Source organism: Micrococcus sp. FDAARGOS_333, from assembly GCF_002206575.2.
In the GTDB taxonomy this organism is placed as follows: Bacteria; Actinomycetota; Actinomycetes; order Actinomycetales; family Micrococcaceae; genus Micrococcus; species Micrococcus lylae.
On the sequence record NZ_NJFJ02000001.1, the window covers coordinates 1,461,110 to 1,477,562 of the forward strand.

The following is a 16,453-nucleotide window of genomic DNA, read 5'->3' on the forward strand; positions in this document are numbered from 1 at the left end:
GGCGCTCAGGCCTCGCCCGCGCGGATGAGCTCGGTGAGCCGGGTGGCCGCGGCGACCACCGCGTCGGCGTGCACGCGGCCGGGCTGGCGGGTGAGGCGTTCGAGCGGCCCGGAGATGGACACGGCGGCGATCACGCGGCCCGAGGGCCCGCGTACCGGGGCGGACACGGAGGCGACGCCCGGTTCGCGTTCGGCCAAGGACTGTGCCCAGCCGCGACGGCGGACCGCGGCCAGGACGGTCGGCGTGAAGACGGCGCCGGCCAGCCCGTCGACGAGGCGTTCGTGGTCCTCCCAGGCCAGCAGCACCTGGGCGGCGGAGCCGGCCTTCATGGACATGCGCGTGCCGACCGGAATGGTGTCGCGCAGGCCGACGGGCCGCTCGGCGGAGGCCACGCAGACGCGGGCGTCGGCCTGGCGGCGGAAGACCTGGGAGCTCTCGCCCGTGGCGTCGCGCAGCCAGAGCAGGACGGGGCCGGAGGCGGTCGTCAGCCGGTCCTCACCTGCCGCCGAGGCCAGTTCGGTCAGACGCGAGCCCAGGACGTAACGGCCGTGGAGGTCCTTGCCCACCAGCCGGTGGTGGGTCAGGGCCGCGGCGAGACGGTGGAGGGTCGGGCGGGCGATCCCCGTGGTGGTCACGAGCTGGGCCAGGGTCGCAGGGCCGGACTCGAGGGCGTCGAGGATCGCGGAGGACTTGTCCACGACGCCCACGCCGCTGGGCTCGCGGTGGCCCAGCAGGTCCGTCTGGGCGGTCGTGGCCGGACGGGGAGGCAAGGGGGAGGCATTGCTCATGATGTGAGGGTAACCATCTCACCATGCGGAAGTCGCTGTGTGACGCGCCTCGCCCGCATCATGACGCGGAATCGGCGGCCCCGGGGCGAGGCGAGGACCTTGCTGTGGTGTCCGCATGGCGGAACCGAGGCGACCGGATGTCGACACGCCTGGGCTCGAGGATGACAGTGAAGACAGCGACGGGCCGCCACCTCCGGCCCCGCACCGGGCCGCCATCCCTGGCCTGGACGACACTCTGGGCCAGGCCTGACCGGCCCGGCCCGAAACCGACGAAGGAGCGCCGCATGACCGGCACACACGAGACCTCCCGCGGGCGCACGCTGGCGGAGAAGGTCTGGGACGAGCACGTGGTCGTCCGCGGAGAGGGCGAGGGAGCGGCCCGCGGCCGCGACCTGCTCTACATCGACCTCCACCTGCTCCACGAGGTCACGAGCCCGCAGGCCTTCGAGGGTCTGCGGCTGGCCGGACGCCCCGTGCGCAGGCCGGACCTGACGATCGCCACCGAGGACCACAACACCCCGACGCTGGACATCGACCGGCCGATCGCCGACCCGACCTCCCGCACGCAGATCGAGGCCCTGCGCTCCAACGCCGAGGAGTTCGGCATCCGCCTGCACTCCCTGGGCGACCGGGAGCAGGGCATCGTGCACGTCGTCGGACCCCAGCTGGGCCTGACACAGCCCGGTATGACGGTGGTCTGCGGCGACTCCCACACCTCCACGCACGGCGCGTTCGGCGCGCTGGCGTTCGGCATCGGCACCTCCGAGGTCGAGCACGTGCTCGCCACCCAGACGCTGCCGCTCAAGCCGTTCAAGACCATGGCGATCACCGTGGAGGGCACCCTCCGTGAGGGCGTGACCGCGAAGGACCTCATCCTCGCCGTCATCGCGAAGATCGGCACCGGCGGAGGGCAGGGGTACGTGCTCGAGTACCGCGGCGAGGCCATCCGCGCCCTGTCCATGGAGGCGCGCATGACCATCTGCAACATGTCCATCGAGGCCGGAGCCCGCGCCGGCATGGTCGCTCCGGACGACACCACGTTCGAGTACATCAAGGGCCGCCCCCACGCTCCCGAGGGCGCTGACTGGGACGCCGCCGTCGAACACTGGAGGACCCTGCGCACCGACGAGGACGCCGTCTTCGACGCCGAGGTCGTGATCGACGCGGACACGCTCGAGCCGTTCGTCACCTGGGGCACCAACCCCGGCCAGGGCGTCAGCCTGAACGACGCCGTCCCGCATCCGGAGTCCTTCTCCGACCCGGACGAGCAGGCCGCCGCCGCCAAGGCGCTGCAGTACATGGGTCTCGAGGCGGGAACCGCCATGAAGGACATCGCGGTGGACACCGTGTTCATGGGCTCGTGCACCAACTCCCGGATCGAGGATCTGCGCGCCTTCGCCTCCGTGGTGGAGGGACGGAAGAAGGCCGAGGGAGTGCGCGTGATGGTCGTGCCGGGGTCCGCGCGCGTGCGTCTGCAGGCGATGGAAGAGGGCCTCGACCGCATCTTCGAGGACTTCGGCGCCCAGTGGCGCTTCGCCGGCTGCTCCATGTGCCTCGGCATGAACCCGGACCAGCTGGAGCCGGGGGAGCGCTGCGCCTCCACCTCGAACCGCAACTTCGAGGGCCGCCAGGGCAAGGGAGGCCGCACCCACCTGGTCTCGCCGGTCGTGGCCGCGGCGACCGCCGTGCTGGGCCGTCTGGCGAGCCCGTCCGACCTGCCCGCCCTCGACCGCGTCCCCCAGGAGGCCTGAGCCATGGAGAAGTTCACCACCCACACCGGCATCGGCGTCCCGCTGCGCGCGTCCAACGTGGACACGGATCAGATCATCCCCGCCGTCTACCTGAAGCGGATCACCCGCACCGGCTTCGACGACGCCCTGTTCGCCGGCTGGCGCCAGGACCCGGAGTTCATCCTCAACACCGAGCCGTACTCCGCCGGCACCGTGCTGGTGGCCGGGCCGGACTTCGGCACCGGCTCCTCCCGCGAGCACGCCGTCTGGGCGCTCAAGGACTACGGCTTCCGCGCCGTGCTCTCGCCGCGCTTCGCGGACATCTTCCGCGGCAACGCCGCCAAGCAGGGCCTCGTGGCGGCTCAGGTGGAGGCGGTGGACATCGAGCGGATCTGGAAGGAGCTGGAGAACCAGCCCGGCGCCTCCGTCACCGTGGACCTCGTCTCCCGCACCGTGACCTGTGGCTCCTTCACCACGTCGTTCCAGCTGGACGACGAAACCCGGCACCGCCTGCTCGAGGGGCTCGACGACATCGCCGTCACCCTCGGCGAGGAGGAGGCCATCGCCGCCTACGAGTCAGGGCGACCGGACTTCAAGCCGACGACCCTGCCGGCCCGCACCGCCGCGAACTGACGTAGACCGGGTCCGAGTCGGTCCACCCGGAGGAGTCGGTCCACCCGGAGGAGCCGGTCCGGACGGACCGCCCTGCCCGGCGCGGTCCGCTGTGACGATTCGCGCACAGTGGACTGCGCGCCGGAGCGGGGCGCCACTGTGTCGGGACCGGCGGTACCGCCTATGCTGGAGGCTGATTCCCGGCCCGGGCGCCCCCGCGCGTCCCGGTCGGCCGAGACCTGGCCCGCCGCCCGTCGGTGGGCATGAACCGACGCTGCACCACCCCGCGGCGAGGGAGGACCACTGCTATGGCCAAGTTGCTCACGATCCAGGGCGGCAAGCCCCTGACCGGAGAGGTCACCGTCCGCGGCGCCAAGAACCTGGTGCCGAAGGCGATGGTCGCCGCCCTGCTGGGCAACACCCCGTCCGTGCTCCGCAGCATCCCGGAGATCAAGGACGTCGACGTCGTGAGCGCCCTGCTCGAGCTCCATGGTGTGACCGTCGACTGGGACAGCCAGGCCGGCTCCATCACCATGGACCCGGCCGGAGTCAAGCAGGCGAAGTCCGCGGAGATCGACGCGCACGCCGGCGACTCCCGCATCCCGATCCTCTTCTGCGGCCCGCTGATGCACGCGATCGGGGAGGCCTTCATCCCGGACCTCGGCGGCTGCAAGATCGGCGACCGGCCGATCGACTACCACCTCGAGGTCCTGCGCAACTTCGGCGCGGTCGTGGACAAGCGCCCCGGCGGCATCTCCATCTCCGCCCCCAAGGGCCTCCACGGCGCCAAGCTCGAGCTGCCCTACCCGTCGGTGGGCGCCACCGAGCAGGTCCTGCTCACCGCCGTGAAGGCCGAGGGCATCACCGAGCTCAAGGGCGCCGCCGTCGAGCCGGAGATCCACGACCTGATCGCCGTCCTCCAGAAGATGGGTGCGATCATCACGGTCCAGACCGACCGCACCATCCGCATCGAGGGCGTCTCCACGCTGCGCGGCTACAACCACACGGCCCTGCCGGACCGCAACGAGGCCGCCTCCTGGGCCTCGGCGTCCTTGGCCACCGGGGGAGACATCTTCGTGCGCCACGCTTCGCAGCGCGACCTCACCGCCTTCCTGAACACGTATCGCAAGATCGGCGGCGAGTTCGACGTCACCGACGAGGGCATCCGCTTCTGGCACGCCGGCGGTGAGCTGAACCCGCTCGTCCTCGAGACCGACGTGCACCCCGGCTTCATGACCGACTGGCAGCAGCCTCTCGTGGTGGCGCTCACCCAGGCGACGGGCGTGTCGATCGTGCACGAGACGGTCTACGAGAACCGCTTCGGCTTCACCGACGCCCTCGTCCGCATGGGCGCCTCCATCCAGCTGCACCGAGAGTGCCTCGGCTCCATCCCGTGCCGGTTCGGCCAGCGCAACTTCCTGCACTCCTGCGTGATCTCGGGTCCGGTCCGGCTCAAGGGCGCCACCTTCGACATCCCGGACCTGCGAGGCGGCTTCTCCCACCTCATCGCCGCCCTGGCGGCAGAGGGGACCTCGCAGGCCACCGGCCTGGAGATCATCAACCGCGGCTACGAGCACTTCATGGACAAGCTGCTCGCCCTCGGCGCGGACGTCGAGCTCTCGGACGAGTCCTGATGGCGCGCCGGGAGAAGTCCCCGCGCTCGCGGGCACCCTTCGGCGTCCGCGCAGGCTACGCCGCGGCCGCGGCCATCGTGCGCCCCGCCATGCGGCTGCTGACCCGTCAGCAGTGGCTGCACACGGAGCGGCTGCCGAAGACCGGTGCGATCGTCGTGGCCAACCACATCTCCGAGCTCGATCCGCTGGACATCGCCCACATGGTCTACAACCAGGGACTGGTGCCGACGTTCCTGGCGAAGGCCGAGTTGTGGAAGGTCGCGCCGCTGCAGCAGATCCTCACGGGTCTGCGCCAGATCCCCGTGGAGCGCGGCGGGGACGCCGCCAAGTCCCTGGACACCGCGCGGGACGTCCTCACGGAGGGCGGCGTCATCATCGTCTACCCCGAGGGCACCGTCACCCGCGACCCGGAGGGCTGGCCGATGACCGGCCGCTCCGGTGCCGTGCGCCTGGCTCTGCAGACCGGTGTTCCGCTCGTGCCCGTCGCCCAGTGGGGCACGCACGAGGTGCTGCCGTACAAGGGCAAGCGGTCGCTGTTCCCGCCCAAGCGTCTGCGCATTGCGGTCGGCGAGCCCGTCGATCTGTCCGACCTGCGTGGCCGCAGGCCCACCCAGGAGGACCTCAAGTCAGGGACCGACCGCATGATGGACGCGCTCACCGCTCTCGTGGCCGAGCTCCGCGGCGAGCATCCGCCGGCCGGCAGGTGGGACATGCGCACCGGCCGACGCGAGGGCGCCGCGTGAGCCGCCCCGGACGCGTCGCCGTCCTCGGCGCCGGCAGCTGGGGCACCGCCTTCGCCGCCGTGATCGGCTCCAGCACCTCCCCGGAAGGACGCCGTGCCGACCGGATCGTGCTCTGGTCCCGCCGCCGGGAGATCGCGGACGCCATCACCCTGGGGCATCGCAACCCGGAGTATCTGCCGGACATCGATCTGCCGGAGAACATCTCCGCGGTGACCGACATCCACGAGGCCGTGACCGACGCCGCCGTCGTGGTGGTCGCCGTGCCCGCCCAGCACGTCCGCGAGACGCTCACCACCGTCAAGGACTCCATCGCCGAGGACGCGATCGTGGTCTCCCTGGTGAAGGGCCTCGAACGCGGCACCGGCGAGCGTCCGTCCCAGGTGTGTGCCTCTGCGCTCGGCGTGCCCCCGGAGCGCTTCGCCGTCGTGTCCGGTCCGAACCTGGCCCTCGAGATCGCCCGCGGCGAGCCGACCGCCACCGTCGTCGCCTCCGAGTCCGCGGAGACCGCGGAGGCCATCGCCGCGATGACCGCGGGGCGCACCTTCCGCCCCTACACCAACACGGATGTCGTGGGCGTGGAGATCGGCGGCATCGTCAAGAACGTCATCGCCCTCGCCGTCGGCATCTGCGACGGCCAGGGCCTGGGGGACAACTCGAAGGCCTCCGTGATCACCCGCGGCCTGGCCGAGACCACGCGTCTGGCGATCGCCGTGGGCGGCCGACCGGAGACGATGGCCGGCCTGGCCGGCCTCGGCGACCTCGTCGCCACCTGCGCCTCGCCGCTGTCCCGCAACCGCAGCGCAGGACGCCTCATCGGCACCGGCATGGGCGTGGACGAGGCCGTTGCCTCGATGAAGCAGACCGCCGAGGGCATCAAGTCGGTGTCCGCCGTCGTCGACCTGGCCCGCCGCCACGACGTCGAGATGCCCATCAGCGAAGCCATCAACGCGGTCGTGTCCGGCCGTCTCGAGGTCGCGACACTGGCCGACCTGCTGCTCTCCCGCAACCTGAAGTCGGAAGGACACCGCGCATGACCACCTCCGCCGCCACCGAGCGTCCGCGCGTCCTTCTGCTGTTCGGCGGCCGCTCCAGCGAGCATCCCGTCAGCTGCGTGACCGCGGCGAACGTCCTGCGCGAGATCGACACCGAACGGTGGGAGCCGGTTCCGGTGGGTGTCGCCCGCTCGGGCCTGTGGTCCGTCGAGGACATGGACCCCACGCAGTGGAGCCTGCGCGACGGCTCCCTGCCGGAGGTCCCTGAGCCGACCCGTCCTGTCTCGCTGCGCGCGGCCTCGGACGGCACGACCGAGCTCGTGGACGCCGACGGAGCCTGTCTGGGTCGGGTGGACGTCGTCTTCCCGCTGCTGCACGGTCCCTTCGGCGAGGACGGCACCGTCCAGGGCCTGTTCGAGACGCTCAACCTGCCGGCCGTCGGCTGCGGCGTGCTCGCCTCCGCCGTCGGAATGGACAAGCACTTCATGAAGGTCGCCTTCCAGGCCGCCGGCCTGGAGGTCGGACCCTGGGAGACCATCACGGACCGCGACTGGCAGCGGGACGCCGCCTCCGCCCTGGAACGCGCGGGCTCCCTCGAATACCCGCTGTTCGTCAAGCCTGCGCGTGCCGGCTCGTCCTTCGGTATCACCCGCGTGGCCGAGCCCGCCGAGCTGCGCGCCGCCGTGGAGGAGGCGCGCCGGTTCGACCCGCGCGTCGTCGTGGAGGCCGGCATCCTCGGCCGGGAGATCGAGTGCGCCGTCCTGGACGGCCACGGCACGGACGTCCCGCGCGCGTCGTTGCCCGGCGAGATCGTGGTGGTGGAACAGACCGGCGACCACCAGTTCTACGACTTCGAGGCCAAGTACCAGGACGACGACGCCGCGCAGCTGTCCTGCCCCGCAGAACTGCCGGAGGAGGAGATCTCACGCCTGCAGGAGCTCGCCGTGCGGGCCTTCGAGGCCATCGACGGCGCCGGCCTGGCCCGCTGCGACTTCTTCTACACCCCGGACGGCCGCTGGGTGATCAACGAGATCAACACGATGCCCGGCTTCACTCCGATCAGCATGTACCCGGCGCTCTGGGAGCGCAGCGGCATCCCCTACTCGCAGCTGATCACCGAGCTCGTCGAGCTGGCCCTGGAGCGCGGCGCCGGCCTGCACTGAGGACCGGCCCGGCCGCATCCCTCCGCTGAGGGACGGGACGACGACGGCCGCGCACCTGCACCGGTCCCCGGCCGTCGGACCGGTGATCAGAGCATCAGTGCTCCGGTGCACCATGGAGCGCCTCGACGTCGGTTCAGCCGACCTCTTCGGCGTCCTGCAGGTTCACGCAGCCGCGCTCGGCCGGGATGCGGCCGACCGCCGAGGCGAGGGTGACCATGACGCTGTCGGAGCTGACCCGATCCTGGGCGAACAGCACCTCCACGGCGGGGGAGCGGCCGTAGGTGGTGATCCGCCAGTTCTCTCCCTCCTCGCTGACGACCCAGTCGACGCCCTCGGCGGAGATGCACTGATCCGTGGTGGGTGCCGGCGGCTCCACGCCGCAGCGCAGGACGACGGCGGCGGGATCGCCCCAGGCCGCGGTGGCCTGGCTGTCCGTGGGACGGAGTGAGTGGTCGCCGATCTCCTCGGGCATGGCGATCATCGCCGGGGCGCAGGCCGGGTCTGCCGCGTTCTCGGCCGCGGAGACGGAGGCGATGCGGCCGTCCGCACAGCCGGAGGCGAGCAGGACGACGCCGGCCAGGACGAGCCCGGCCCGGGCGCTGGAGGCGAGGAGGGGACGCACGACGTCCAGTCTAGTGCCGGGAACGGTCGCTAGCATGGAGCGTATTCCTGACAGGTCCGCGCCGCGGGAGCGCGGCGATGACGTCCCGAGCCCCAGGAGCGCACCACGTGAGCCATTCCAACGAGCAGACGACCGAACCGCACACCGGACGGCGTCCGCGTCGACGCCGCCGTGGCCTCATGGTGGTCGTCGGCGTGCTGCTGCTGGCGCTCATCGCGGCCGGCGCCGTGGTGGCCGTCTACGTGGGCGGGATCGCAAAGACCGTGGACAACGTCAAGAAGTTCGAGGGGAGCGTGTTCCCCGAGGAGTCCCTGCGCCCGCAGTTCGGCGGCGGTGCGGGGCAGGGTCGCGGCGACGGGGCGGAGGACGGTTCCGGCGGATCCCAGGACGGCTCCTCCGAAGGCTCCGGCGGCTCTCGGGACGGTGACGGGGCCGGCGGCGGGGAGGGCTCCGGCGGCGGCTCCTCCGAGGGCTCCGGCGGAGCCGAAGCAGGCGGGAACAACGGCTCCGTGGTGATGCCCGAGGTCACCGGCCCCGGTGATGTCCAGGGCCCGGAGGCCTCCAGCTCCGACGAGGAGATCGACGGCAAGGCCGTGAACTTCCTGCTGCTGGGCGCCGACTCCGGCGATCTCACGGACGGCGAGGACACGGACATCGCCCGCATCACCGGCATCGGCCGCTCCGACACCATGATGTGGGTCCACGTCCCCGGCGACCGGGAGAACATCCAGGTCATGTCCATCATGCGTGACACCTGGCTGCCGATCCGCGGGCACGGCGACCGCAAGCTCAACGCCGCGTACCAGCTCGGCGGCGTGCCGCTGGCGATCTCCACGATCGAGAACATGTTCCAGGCCCGCGTGGATCACGTGGTCGCCGTGGACATGGTCGGCTTCCGCGACCTGGTGAACGCCCTCGGCGGTGTCGATCTGTACAACCCGCGGGCCTTCACCAGCGGTCGCCATTCCTTCGCTGAGGGCAACATCCACCTCAGTGGCGAGGAGGCCATCGTCTATGCCCGCGAGCGCTACGCCTTCGGCGACGGCGACTACTCCCGCGTGGAGAACCAGCAGCGCCTGGTGAAGGCGATCATCACCAAGGCGATGTCCCGGACGACCCTCACGGACCCCAACTCCGTGCGGAACTCGGTCAACGCGCTCGCCCCCTACCTGACCTTCGACGAGAGCCTCGACTCGGGCAGGCTGTTCGACCTGGCCTGGTCCATGCGCAACGTCCGAAGCGACGACGTCAACGTGAGCACCGTGCCGACACTGGGCGCGGGATGGGCCGGCGATCAGGCCGTCGTGTGGCCGGACTGGGCCTCCATCCGCCGCATCGGCGAGGGCATCCGCACCGGCACTCTGGACGAGGTGCTCGATCAGTGACGCACACCCCCAGGCCCCCGCGCATCGTCCGCTGGTTGGCCTGCTCCGAACAGCTGCTCGGGCAGGCCGCCGAACGGCTGAACGCGTTCAACGTCTTCCCGGTGCCGGACGCGGACACCGGCAGCAACATGCACGCGACCATGGCTGCCGCCCACGCCGCCGTGGACTGCCAGGAGGACGGCTCCGTGGACATCGGTGCCACGCTCGCGCGCGCCGGAGCCGCGGCGCTGTCCTCCGCGCAGGGCAACTCCGGCACCCTCCTGGCCGTCATGGTGGCAGGGATGGCGGATCCGCTGCGCGGCCTGGAGGCCCTGACCGCACCGGCGCTGGCGGCGGCCCTGCACCGGGCGGACACCGCGGCGCGGACATCCCTGTCCGACCCCAGGGAAGGCACGATGCTGTCCGTCCTGGGCGTCGTTCGGGAGAGCGTCGCGCAGACCCTGCGCCGAGCGGTCGCAGAGGACCGGCCGGTCGAGACGAGGGCCGTGCTCGAGGAGACGGTGAGCGCCTGCGTGCGCGATGCCCGGGCGGCCGTGGAGGCGACCGAGTGGCAACTGGACGAGCTCAGCAGGGCCGCGGTCGTGGACGCGGGCGCCGTCGGGCTGCTCCTCGTCTTCGAGGCGCTGCGTGCTGTGATGCTGGACGAGGACCCGGACACCGAGCTCACCGAGGGCCTGCACGGCTATGCGGAGGGCACCACCGCCGAGGCCGCGGGCGCTGAGGACGGCGTCGAGGTCATGTGCACGATCGAGCTCGACCCCATGGGAGCGGCCACGCTCCGCCACCGGCTCACCGAGGTTGGAGACTCGGTCATCGTGGCGCCGACACGCCGCGGGGAGGACCCCCAGAGCCCCGTCCCTTGGCGCGTGCACGTGCATGTGCCTCAGGCGGAGGCCGTCGAGTCGCTCCTGCACGAGGCCGGCGAGCCGCAGGACCTGCTCGTCAGCGACCTGACCGGCGGCCACGACGACCACGGCCATGCCCATGGCGGGCACTGAGGCCGGCGTCGGCGCGGCCACCCACCCGTTCGACCTGCCGCTGTCCGGCGTCCTCGGCGGCAAGACGGCGGACCGGATCGCCCGAGAGCTGAAGATCACCACCGTCGGCCGGCTGCTCGACCACGTCCCGCGGCGCTGGATCGAACGCGGCGAGCTGACCCGGATCGCCCGGCTGCCGATCGACGCGGAGGTCACCGTCGTGGCCGAGGTGCGCTCCGTCACCACCCGCCGGATGCGCAGCCGCAGCGGATTCATCGTGGACGTGACCGTGGCGGACCCGGACACCCCCGCCGGCCCCGGGGCTTCCCTGTCCATGGCCTTCTTCAACGGCCACGACGCCCGACGCCGCCTCGTGCCGGGACGGCGTGCGATGTTCCAGGGCAAGACCACGGTCTACCGGGACCGGGTGACCATGAACAACCCGGACTTCACACTCCTGGCCGACGACGCCGAGGCCACCGAGGCCGACCTGCGCCCCCTCGCCCTCTACCGCGCCACCGGTAAGCTGCCCAGCTGGGTCGTCCGCACCGCGGTGATGACCGTCCTGGACGCGGTGGACTGGTCCGCCGTGCCCGAGGTCCTCACCGATGACCTGCGCGCCCGCGCCGCGGCCGAGCTGGACCTGCCCGCGCCGCTGCCGCCCATCGACCAGGCCTACCGCGACCTGCACACCCCGGCGGAGCTCGCCGACGTGGGCCCGGCCCGCCGGGCGCTGGCCCTGCGCGAGGCCTGCGTGGTCCAGGCGTCCCTGGCCGTGCGCCGCGCCGACGCCCGCACTGTTCCGGCCACCGCGCGCCCGCTGCGGACCGGCGGACTGCTCGAGGCGCTGGACGTCCGGCTGCCCTTCGCGCTCACCGAGGGCCAGGAGGAGGTCGGCGCCACGATCGCCGCGGACCTCGACTCCAGCGAACCCATGAGCCGGCTGCTCCAGGGGGATGTGGGAGCGGGCAAGACGCTCGTCGCGCTGCGCGCCATGCTGCAGGTGGTCGACGCCGGGGGACAGGCAGCCCTCGTCGCCCCCACGGAGGTCCTCGCCCAGCAGCACCACCGCAGCCTGCTGGCCCTGATGGGTGAGCTGGCCGAGGGCGGCACCCTCGCCGCCGCGGACGGACCCGCCACCGAGGTCGTGCTGCTCACCGGCTCCCAGCGCACTGCCGAGCGGCGGCAGGCCCTGCTCAAGCTGGCCTCGGGGGAGGCGGGCATCGTCGTGGGCACGCACGCCGTGCTCTCCTCCACGGTGGGCTTCTTCGACCTCGGCCTGGCCGTGGTGGACGAGCAGCACCGCTTCGGCGTGGACCAGCGCCAGTCCCTGCGCGAGGCCAATCCCGGCACCCACCTGCTCGTCATGTCCGCCACGCCGATCCCGCGGTCGGTGGCCATGACCGTCTTCGGCGACCTGGACCTCACCGTCCTGCGCGGTCTGCCGCGCGGTCGGCAGCCCGTGTCCACCCACGTGGCCCGCATGGCCCATGGTCCGCGGATCATCGCCCGCGTGTGGGAGCTGATCGCCGAGCACGTGGCCGCGGGGAACCAGGCGTTCGTGGTCTGCCCGCGCATCGACCCGGACCCAGGGGACCCCGCCCATGCCAACGTGGAGGAGATGGTCCGCCGCCTCGAGCACCTGCCGGCCCTGTCCGGCGTGCGCCTGGACATGGTCCACGGCCGCATGGACCAGGCGGAGCAGGAGGACGCCATGCGCGCGTTCGCGGAGCGACAGACCGACGTCCTCGTGGCCACCACCGTGGTGGAGGTCGGTGTGGACGTCCCCAACGCCACCGTCATGGCCGTCCTGGACGCCGAGGACTTCGGCCTCTCCACGCTCCACCAGCTCCGGGGCCGCATCGGCCGTGGCCCCGACCCCGCCGTGTGTCTGCTCGTCACCCGCCTGCCGGACGGACACCCCTCGCTCGACCGGCTCCAGGTCCTCGAGCGGACCGACGACGGCATGCTCATCGCGCAGGAGGACCTGCGCAGCCGCGGCGTCGGCGACGTGCTCGGCGCGGCCCAGTCCGGCATGCAGTCCGGCCTGGCCCACCTGGACGTCGTGGCGGACGCCGACCTCGTCTCCCTGGCCGCCGACGCGGTCTCCGCCGCGCTCACCGCGGACGCCGGCCTCGAGGGCTGGCCCGGTGCCGTCGCGGAGGCCCGGCGCTGGGAGGCGGTCCACGCCCACGCAGCCGACTACGCCGAGAAGGGATGACCGACCTGCCATGAGCCGCATCATCGCCGGCACCGCCTCCGGCATGCCCCTGGCCTCCGTCCGGGGCTCGGACACCCGTCCGACCACGGACCGGACCAAGGAGGCCCTCTTCTCCTGGCTCCAGTCCCGCGACTGGTGCGAGGACACGGTGGTGCTCGACCTCTACGCCGGCTCCGGCGCACTGGGCCTGGAGGCCCTCAGCCGCGGCGCCCGCTCCGCCACCCTCGTGGAGCGGGACCGGACGGCGCTCGAGGTCTGCCGCCGTAACACCGAGGCCGTCAACCGGGCCCTCGGCCGGCGTGCCGGCACAGCCCTCGGCCAGTCGGTGGAGCGCTTCCTCGCACGGCGGACGGAGGCCGACCTCATCCTGGCCGACCCTCCCTATCCGCTCGACGGCCCGGAACTCGACGGCGTCCTCGTTTCGGCGGCCGCCTCACTGACCCCTGGAGGGCTGCTCGTCCTCGAGCGCTCCGCACGCAGCGCGCCGCCGACCCGCCCCGAGGGTCTTGAGGAGGTCGACGTGCGCACCTACGGCGAGACCGCCCTCTACTTCTGGCAGGACGTGCGCTGAGCCGTGGCCGTCGGGAACCCCGGCCCTCCGGGCCTGCCACCACGACGACGGCCCCCGGCCCAGGCGGTCGCCGCCCGGCCACGAGACCGGGGGAGACAGAGGACCGGGCCGAGAGGCCGTCGTCGGGAAGGGGCGGGATCAGCCGCGCAGCGAGGCCGCGTGCCGGACCAGGCGCTCCATGCCCTCGCCGATGACCGAGGCGTCCTTGCAGAAGGCGAGGCGGAGCCAGGAGCGCATGGTGTCGCCGTCCGCGCGACACAGGGCCGAGACCGGGATGGAGCAGACGCCGGCCGTGCGAATCCAGTCCTCGGCGGCGGCCCGGGCATCCTCCACTCCCCACGGGGACAGGTCCACCGTGACGAAGTAGCCGGCCTGCGGCACCACCGGGTCCAGCCCGGCGGCACGGAGACCGGAGACGAGCAGGTCTCGTCCGGCGCGGTAGCGCTCACGCTGCTCGGCCAGATAGGCATCCGCGCGGGGCAGGTACTCGGCGACCGCCAGCTGGTACGCCGGCCCAGAAGAGAAGGTCAGGTACTGCTTCACGGCCCTCGCCGCGGCGACGAGGTCCGCCGGACCCGTCAGCCAGCCGACCTTCCAGCCGGTGACCGCCAGCGACTTGCCGGCCGACGACGCCGTGAGCACCACGTCCTCAGCACCCGGGACGGCGCGGCCGGTCACGTGCTCGCCGTCGAAGACCAGGTGGTCGTAGACCTCATCCGTGAGCACGAGGACGTCCCGCTCCGCGCAGAGGGCCACCAGGCGGGCGAGCAACGGCCGAGGGTAGACGGCTCCGGTGGGGTTGTGCGGCGTGTTGAGGATGAGCATGCGGGTGCGGTCCGTGAAGGCCGCAGCGACCTCGTCCGGGTCCGGGAGGAAGGACGGCGGGCCCACAGGGACGGTGACGTGGTGGCCGCCGGCCAGGGCGATCGTGGCGGCGTGGGCGTCGTAGAAGGGCTCGACCGTGACGACCTCGTCGCCCGGCGAGACGAACGCGAGGACCGCGGCGGCGATGGCCTCGGTGGCGCCGGTGGTCACGAGCACCTGCGTGTCCGGGTCCTCGTCCACACCCCAGTGGCGGCGGCGGTGCTCGGCGACGGCCTGCCGGAGGGCGGGGGAGCCGGTGCCCGGCGCGTACTGGTTGGAGCCGGTGCGGACGGCATCGGCGGCCAGGGCGAGCAGCTCGTCCGGCCCGTCCTCGTCCGGGAACCCCTGGCCCAGGTTCACGGCGTCGTGTTCGAGGGCGAGGGACGTCATGGTCTCGAAGACCGTCGGCGCGGGGACGCCGTGCCTCAGCAGGCCGGCGGCCTCCGCCGCCGCCCGCCAGCGTGGGGCAGGGGCGTCGGCGGACGGGGAGTGGACATCGTGGGACGTCTGGGGTGCCATGGGCTCGACTGTACTGAACGCTCCGGGCACGTGGGATAGGTTGGATCCATGCTCAGAGCCGTCTGTCCCGGATCCTTCGACCCGCTCCACCACGGCCACGTGGAGGTCATCGCGCGTGCCGCCAACCTCTTCGACGAGGTCGTCGTGGCCGTGTCCGTGAATCCGGCGAAGACCTACCGCTTCTCCATGGAGGAGCGCATCGAGATGGTCGAGTCCACCTTCTCGTCCCTGGCGGGCGTCGTGGTCAGACCCATGGGCGTCGGGCTGCTGGCCGAGTTCTGCCGCGAGGCCGGTGCGAACGCCATCGTCAAGGGGCTGCGCAACGGCACGGACCTGGAGTACGAGCAGCCGATGGCCACGATGAACCACCATCTGACGGGCATCGAGACGGTGTTCCTCTCCGCTGATCCCCGCTACACGCATCTGTCCTCCTCGCTCATCAAGGAGGTGCACGGCCTCGGCGGCGACGTGTCCGAGTTCGTCCCGACCGCCGTGATGCAGCGGTTCGCGGGCTGAGCCGAGTTCATCGGCCCTTCATCTTCCTCTGCCTAGACTGCCCGCGACGCAAGAGACGAACACGGATCCGTGGACCGCCACGGTCGAGGAACGAGGAAAACTGTCCCATGTCCGCACCCTCCGCTCACCGCACCTGCAAGGCCGTGATCCCCGCCGCCGGTCTGGGCACGCGGTTCCTTCCCGCGACCAAGGCCATGCCCAAGGAGATGCTCCCGGTCGTGGACCGGCCGGCCATCGAGTACGTCGTGCGCGAGGCGTTGGACGCGGGCCTGGACGACATCCTCGTCATCACGGGCCGCAACAAGCGTGCGCTGGAGGACCACTTCGACCGTCACCCGGCCCTCGAGGCGACCTTGGAGAAGAAGGGCGACACCCGTCGCGTCGAGCTGATCCGCGAGTCGGACCTCGTCGGTGACATGCACTACGTGCGCCAGGGCGAGGCCCTCGGCCTCGGCCACGCGGTCGCCTGTGCGCGCCGTCACGTCGGTCAGGAGCCCTTCGCCGTGCTGCTCGGGGACGACATCATCCACTCCGAGGACGCGCTGCTCGAGCGCATGCTCGAGGTGCAGGCCCGGTACGGTGGCTCCGTGGTGGCGCTCATGGAGGTGCCGGAGCAGTCCGTCTCCGCCTATGGGGTCGCAGCCGTCGAGGTGGTGGAGGGCGAGGAGGACGTCGTCCGCGTCTCCGGGCTGGTGGAGAAGCCGGCCCGGCAGGATGCCCCGTCCAGTCTCGCCGTCATCGGCCGCTACGTGCTGGATCCGGCGGTGTTCGATGTCCTGGACCGGACCCCTCCGGGCCGCGGCGGCGAGATCCAGCTGACCGACGCCCTGCAGACCCTCGCCGCCGGCGACGGCGAGGGCTACGGCGTGCACGCCGTGGTCTTCAGGGGCCGTCGCTACGACACCGGTGACAAGCTCGGCTACCTGCAGGCCGTCGTGGAGTTCGCCACGGCCCACCCTGAGCTCGGCGCGGACATGACCGCCTGGCTCAAGGAGTACAGTGCCGGTCTCTGAGTGCGTCGCGTTGCCGTAGGCTCGCGCGACCGGCTATGATGGACAGTCGGTTCTCCCTGGGCACCGGTATGCCCGGGGTACGGTCTGCCCCACGAGACGAGAG

General features: G+C 72.0%; 15 protein-coding genes. 12 read left to right on the forward strand and 3 right to left on the reverse strand.

Annotated elements, in window-relative coordinates; translation table 11 throughout:
* Window positions 1-5: 5 nt before the first annotated feature.
* A complete protein-coding gene (locus tag CEQ11_RS06540) occupies window positions 6-788 on the reverse strand; it encodes an IclR family transcriptional regulator (RefSeq protein WP_227718772.1) in 783 nt (260 codons plus the stop codon).
* 284 nt (window positions 789-1,072) lie between these two features.
* On the opposite strand from CEQ11_RS06540, the gene leuC reads away from it, so the two are divergent.
* From leuC to CEQ11_RS06570, 6 genes are all read left to right on the forward strand, one after another.
* Window positions 1,073-2,539: a 3-isopropylmalate dehydratase large subunit gene (gene leuC / locus CEQ11_RS06545; protein ID WP_088478126.1), complete on the forward strand. Its 1,467-nt coding sequence runs from the start codon at window positions 1,073-1,075 to the stop codon at window positions 2,537-2,539.
* A 3-nt stretch (window positions 2,540-2,542) separates the two neighbouring features.
* Window positions 2,543-3,151 (forward strand): 3-isopropylmalate dehydratase small subunit, encoded by a 609-nt coding sequence (leuD, locus tag CEQ11_RS06550; RefSeq protein WP_088478127.1) that lies wholly within the window; start codon window positions 2,543-2,545, stop codon window positions 3,149-3,151.
* Between the two features lie 287 nt (window positions 3,152-3,438).
* Window positions 3,439-4,764 (forward strand): UDP-N-acetylglucosamine 1-carboxyvinyltransferase, encoded by a 1,326-nt coding sequence (gene murA / locus CEQ11_RS06555; protein ID WP_088478128.1) that lies wholly within the window; start codon window positions 3,439-3,441, stop codon window positions 4,762-4,764.
* Window positions 4,764-5,507, forward strand: a complete 744-nt coding sequence (locus CEQ11_RS06560) for a 1-acyl-sn-glycerol-3-phosphate acyltransferase (RefSeq protein WP_088478129.1) — start codon at window positions 4,764-4,766, stop codon at window positions 5,505-5,507. Before murA ends, CEQ11_RS06560 begins: the two co-directional genes overlap by 1 nt.
* Window positions 5,504-6,541 carry an NAD(P)H-dependent glycerol-3-phosphate dehydrogenase gene (locus CEQ11_RS06565; protein WP_088478130.1) on the forward strand — a complete coding sequence of 346 codons (1,038 nt, stop codon included), beginning with the start codon at window positions 5,504-5,506 and terminating at the stop codon, window positions 6,539-6,541. The genes CEQ11_RS06560 and CEQ11_RS06565 overlap by 4 nt, the downstream gene beginning before the upstream one ends.
* On the forward strand, window positions 6,538-7,662 hold the full coding sequence (locus CEQ11_RS06570) for a D-alanine--D-alanine ligase family protein (protein WP_088478131.1): 1,125 nt from the start codon (window positions 6,538-6,540) through the stop codon (window positions 7,660-7,662). The genes CEQ11_RS06565 and CEQ11_RS06570 overlap by 4 nt, the downstream gene beginning before the upstream one ends.
* A 133-nt stretch (window positions 7,663-7,795) precedes the next feature.
* On the opposite strand, the gene CEQ11_RS06575 is transcribed toward CEQ11_RS06570, so the two are convergent.
* Window positions 7,796-8,320, reverse strand: coding sequence for a DUF3515 family protein (locus CEQ11_RS06575; protein WP_088478132.1), 525 nt, complete (start codon window positions 8,318-8,320; stop codon window positions 7,796-7,798).
* Window positions 8,321-8,391: 71 nt separating this feature from the next.
* On the opposite strand from CEQ11_RS06575, the gene CEQ11_RS06580 reads away from it, so the two are divergent.
* From CEQ11_RS06580 to rsmD, 4 genes are read left to right on the forward strand one after another with little or no spacing between them, the layout of a single operon-like run.
* Window positions 8,392-9,669 carry an LCP family protein gene (locus CEQ11_RS06580; protein ID WP_227718773.1) on the forward strand — a complete coding sequence of 426 codons (1,278 nt, stop codon included), beginning with the start codon at window positions 8,392-8,394 and terminating at the stop codon, window positions 9,667-9,669.
* The gene (locus CEQ11_RS06585; protein ID WP_088478133.1) at window positions 9,666-10,667 is read left to right on the forward strand and encodes a DAK2 domain-containing protein; all 1,002 of its coding nucleotides are present in this window, start codon (window positions 9,666-9,668) and stop codon (window positions 10,665-10,667) included. The genes CEQ11_RS06580 and CEQ11_RS06585 overlap by 4 nt, the downstream gene beginning before the upstream one ends.
* Window positions 10,654-12,867 carry an ATP-dependent DNA helicase RecG gene (locus CEQ11_RS06590; RefSeq protein ID WP_088478945.1) on the forward strand — a complete coding sequence of 738 codons (2,214 nt, stop codon included), beginning with the start codon at window positions 10,654-10,656 and terminating at the stop codon, window positions 12,865-12,867. Before CEQ11_RS06585 ends, CEQ11_RS06590 begins: the two co-directional genes overlap by 14 nt.
* A 10-nt stretch (window positions 12,868-12,877) precedes the next feature.
* Window positions 12,878-13,438, forward strand: coding sequence for a 16S rRNA (guanine(966)-N(2))-methyltransferase RsmD (gene rsmD / locus CEQ11_RS06595; RefSeq protein ID WP_088478134.1), 561 nt, complete (start codon window positions 12,878-12,880; stop codon window positions 13,436-13,438).
* Window positions 13,439-13,576: 138 nt separating this feature from the next.
* Here the strand turns inward: rsmD and CEQ11_RS06600 are convergent, their stop codons facing one another.
* The gene (locus tag CEQ11_RS06600; protein ID WP_088478135.1) at window positions 13,577-14,821 is read right to left on the reverse strand and encodes an aminotransferase class I/II-fold pyridoxal phosphate-dependent enzyme; all 1,245 of its coding nucleotides are present in this window, start codon (window positions 14,819-14,821) and stop codon (window positions 13,577-13,579) included.
* Between the two features lie 48 nt (window positions 14,822-14,869).
* On the opposite strand from CEQ11_RS06600, the gene coaD reads away from it, so the two are divergent.
* Both coaD and galU read left to right on the forward strand, forming a co-directional pair.
* Window positions 14,870-15,337, forward strand: coding sequence for a pantetheine-phosphate adenylyltransferase (gene coaD / locus CEQ11_RS06605; RefSeq protein WP_070639757.1), 468 nt, complete (start codon window positions 14,870-14,872; stop codon window positions 15,335-15,337).
* 107 nt (window positions 15,338-15,444) lie between these two features.
* A complete protein-coding gene (gene galU / locus CEQ11_RS06610) occupies window positions 15,445-16,350 on the forward strand; it encodes a UTP--glucose-1-phosphate uridylyltransferase GalU (protein ID WP_088478136.1) in 906 nt (301 codons plus the stop codon).
* The last annotated feature ends 103 nt before the right edge of the window (window positions 16,351-16,453 follow it).

What these genes read in the sequence shown, in the direction of transcription:
- CEQ11_RS06540 (WP_227718772.1), bottom strand. Translation starts at nt 788, where the DNA reads ATGAGCAATGCCTCCCCCTTGCCTCCCCGTCCGGCCACGACCGCCCAG.
- leuC (WP_088478126.1), top strand. Translation starts at nt 1,073, where the DNA reads ATGACCGGCACACACGAGACCTCCCGCGGGCGCACGCTGGCGGAGAAG.
- leuD (WP_088478127.1), top strand. Translation starts at nt 2,543, where the DNA reads ATGGAGAAGTTCACCACCCACACCGGCATCGGCGTCCCGCTGCGCGCG.
- murA (WP_088478128.1), top strand. Translation starts at nt 3,439, where the DNA reads ATGGCCAAGTTGCTCACGATCCAGGGCGGCAAGCCCCTGACCGGAGAG.
- CEQ11_RS06560 (WP_088478129.1), top strand. Translation starts at nt 4,764, where the DNA reads ATGGCGCGCCGGGAGAAGTCCCCGCGCTCGCGGGCACCCTTCGGCGTC.
- CEQ11_RS06570 (WP_088478131.1), top strand. Translation starts at nt 6,538, where the DNA reads ATGACCACCTCCGCCGCCACCGAGCGTCCGCGCGTCCTTCTGCTGTTC.
- CEQ11_RS06575 (WP_088478132.1), bottom strand. Translation starts at nt 8,320, where the DNA reads ATGCTAGCGACCGTTCCCGGCACTAGACTGGACGTCGTGCGTCCCCTC.
- CEQ11_RS06590 (WP_088478945.1), top strand. Translation starts at nt 10,654, where the DNA reads ATGGCGGGCACTGAGGCCGGCGTCGGCGCGGCCACCCACCCGTTCGAC.
- rsmD (WP_088478134.1), top strand. Translation starts at nt 12,878, where the DNA reads ATGAGCCGCATCATCGCCGGCACCGCCTCCGGCATGCCCCTGGCCTCC.
- CEQ11_RS06600 (WP_088478135.1), bottom strand. Translation starts at nt 14,821, where the DNA reads ATGGCACCCCAGACGTCCCACGATGTCCACTCCCCGTCCGCCGACGCC.
- coaD (WP_070639757.1), top strand. Translation starts at nt 14,870, where the DNA reads ATGCTCAGAGCCGTCTGTCCCGGATCCTTCGACCCGCTCCACCACGGC.
- galU (WP_088478136.1), top strand. Translation starts at nt 15,445, where the DNA reads ATGTCCGCACCCTCCGCTCACCGCACCTGCAAGGCCGTGATCCCCGCC.